This is a genomic window from Kineococcus rhizosphaerae (assembly GCF_003002055.1).
GTDB classification, from domain to species: domain Bacteria; phylum Actinomycetota; class Actinomycetes; order Actinomycetales; family Kineococcaceae; genus Kineococcus; species Kineococcus rhizosphaerae.
The window spans coordinates 1-2,929 of sequence record NZ_PVZF01000048.1; the positions used below are offsets into that span (position 1 = coordinate 1).

Below are 2,929 nucleotides of genomic sequence, written 5' to 3' on the forward strand. Positions count from 1 at the left end.
CCCCGGTAGGCCCGTACCCGCTGCTGCTGTCGACTGCCCCACACCATTCAACGCCTCCACGATCGAGGTGTTGCGACGACCGGTTGAGTCCGTCCTGAGATCCTCTCAATCTCGCGCGCGCGGAGCCAATCGTTCCAGCTGGGTGACGTGTCGGGGTTCGAGTTCCTCGACGTTCGCGACCTCGAGGAGTTTCATCGTCCGCACGACCTGGTCGGTGAGGATCTGGATGGCGCGGTCGACGCCTTGGCGGCCACCGGCCATGAGGCCGTACAGGTAGGCGCGGCCGATCAACGTGAACCTCGCGCCCAGGGCGAGGGCGGCGACGATGTCGGCGCCGTTCATGATGCCGGTGTCCAGGGCGATCTCGGTGTCCGCCCCGACCTCCTTGACCACCTCGGGCAGCAGGTGGAAGGGGATGGGGGCGCGGTCGAGCTGGCGGCCGCCGTGGTTGGACAAGACGATGCCGTCGACGCCGAGGTCGGCCAGCTTGCGGGAGTCGGGGACGTTCTGGACGCCTTTGACGACGAGCTTGCCGGGCCACATCGCGCGGATCTCGGCGAGGTCGGCGTAGTCGATGGTGGGGTCCATGGCGTAGTCGAGCAGTTCGCCGACGGTGCCGCCGGTCTGGGTGAGGGAGGCGAACTCCAGCTTGCGGGTGGTGAGGAAGTCGAACCACCAGGCGGGGTGGGTGGCGGTGTCGGCGACGGTGCGGGCGGTGAGCTGGGGTGGGATGGAGAAGCCGTTGCGCTTGTCGCGCAGGCGGGCTCCGGCCACGGGGGTGTCGACGGTGAACATGAGGGTGTCGTAGCCGGCGGCGGCGGCGCGTTCGACCAGGCCGTAGGAGATCTCGCGCTTGCGCATGACGTAGAGCTGGAACCAGTTGCGGCCGGTGGGGTTGGCGGCTTTGACGTGTTCGATGGTGGTGGTGCCCAGGGTGGAGAGGGTGAAGGGGATGCCGGCGGCGCCGGCGGCGCCGGCACCGGCTTCTTCGCCTTCGGTCTGCATGAGGCGGGTGAAGCCGGTGGGGGCGATGCCGAAGGGCAGGGCGGAGGGGCCGCCGAAGATCGTGGTGGAGGTGTCGACCTTCGACACGTCGTGCAGGATCGAGGGGTGGAACTCCACGTCTGCGAAGGCTTGGCGGGCGCGGGCCAGGGAGATCTCGCCCTCGGCGGAGCCGTCGGTGTAGTCGAAGGCGGCGCGGGGGGTGCGCTTCTTGGCGATGCGGCGCAGGTCCTCGATGGTGAGGGCCGCGTCCAGGCGGCGCTTGGTGCCGTCGAGCTCGGGCTTCTTGAAGCTCACCAGCTCCAGGATCTCACGGGCGTTGGGGATCTGTCGTTTCATCAGAGAACCTCAGCGGTGATGGGGGAGCGGTGAGGGGGGAGGTGGTGGGGTTCGTAGCGCAGGACATCAGCTGAACGGTTCGCCACGGCTCGGAGATCGGCGAGGTCGGCACCGAGGCGGCCCGCGGCTCGTGCCTGCACGAGCAGATTGCCCATAGCGGTGGCCTCGACCGGGCCGGCCAGCACCGGCAGTCCGCTGCGATCGGCAGTCGCCTGACACAACAGGGTGTTGAGGGACCCACCACCCACGAGGTGGATCACCGACACGTCATGGTCGGCGAGTCGGGCAGCATCGGTAACCGCTTGAGCAAAGGCGGCGGCGAGGCTTTCGATGATGCTGCGCACGGTCTCAGCCGGGCTGGCCGGGACCGGTTCGCCGTGTGCACGACACCAGTTGCGGATGCGGCCGGGGATGTCTCCTGGAGCTAAAAATAGAGGATTATCGACATCAAAGATGGCAACGGGATTCCGTACCCGACTTGCCTCGTCGAGGAGTGCCGAAAGTCGGCTGGAGCGCTGGGCGTCCGTCGCGATGGGGTCCCAGGTCCGCTGCGATTCAGTCAGCAGCCACAGCCCCATGACGTTGCGCAAGAACCGGGTACGTCCGTCGACCCCGCCCTCGTTGGTGAATCCCGCCCCTCGTGCATCCTCGGTTAGGACGGGGTTCTTCAGCTCCACACCGACGAGACCCCAGGTACCGCACGAGATATAGGCGAAGTCATCCCCCTCACTGGGGACGGCGACCACGGCAGAGGCGGTGTCGTGTGAACCGACTGCCACCACGTTCAGTTGACGTCCGACGGTGTCGGCGACCTCCGGGGTCATCCGACCCACGCGCGCGCCGGGATCCACCAAGGGCGGTAGGAGGTGCGGTCGGATACCAAGCGTTCGTGCCAGCTGCACGTCCCAGTCGCGGTTGCCGGCATGGAGAAGCCCGGTGGTCGAGGCGTTGGTCCGCTCCGCCACCGAGACTCCGGTCAGCCAGAAGTTGATGAGGTCGGGGATGAGGAGGACACGGTCGGCGATTTCGAGCAGGGGCCCTTCGGTGGCCAGTTGGAAAAGGGTGTTGAAAGGCAGGTGCTGGAGCCCGTTGCGTTGATACAGCTCGCTCGCACTGATCTTGGCGTGTACCGCCCCTACACCGACTTCATTGCGGGAGTCCCGGTAGTGGAACGGCACACCCAACAGGCGCTGGTGAGACAGCAGGGCATAGTCCACCGCCCAGGAGTCCACCCCGACACTGGCGATCTGGCCGGGAGCCAGTCGCTCCGCGGCGCCCAGGCCCAGGAGGATCTGACGGTAGAGCTCCAGGATGTTCCAATGCAGATGGTCCCGGGTTCGCACCGGGCCGTTGCCGAAGCGGGAGACGTGACGCATCTCCATGATGGTGCCTCTGGCTGCCGCGACAACGTTGCCGAGGATCACTCGCCCGCTCGTCGCCCCAAGATCGACCGCAGCGAACACGTCGGTCGCGGGTGCCGAACGGGTCACCGGAGGAAGGCGGCGGCGACGCCGGCGTCGACGGGGACGTGCAGACCGGTGGTGTGCGACAGGTCCCCGGCGGTCAGGACGAACACGGCGTTCGCGAC

At 67.4% G+C, this 2,929-nt stretch carries 2 protein-coding genes; both read right to left on the reverse strand.

All coding sequences use genetic code 11. The annotated features are described in order from the left end of the window. Positions 1-105 precede the first annotated feature (105 nt). A complete protein-coding gene (locus CLV37_RS26765) occupies positions 106-1,341 on the reverse strand; it encodes an alpha-hydroxy acid oxidase (protein ID WP_106215785.1) in 1,236 nt (411 codons plus the stop codon). Next, positions 1,341-2,831: an FGGY-family carbohydrate kinase gene (locus CLV37_RS26770; RefSeq protein ID WP_106215786.1), complete on the reverse strand. Its 1,491-nt coding sequence runs from the start codon at positions 2,829-2,831 to the stop codon at positions 1,341-1,343. Before CLV37_RS26770 ends, CLV37_RS26765 begins: the two co-directional genes overlap by 1 nt. Between the last annotated feature and the right edge of the window lie 98 nt (positions 2,832-2,929).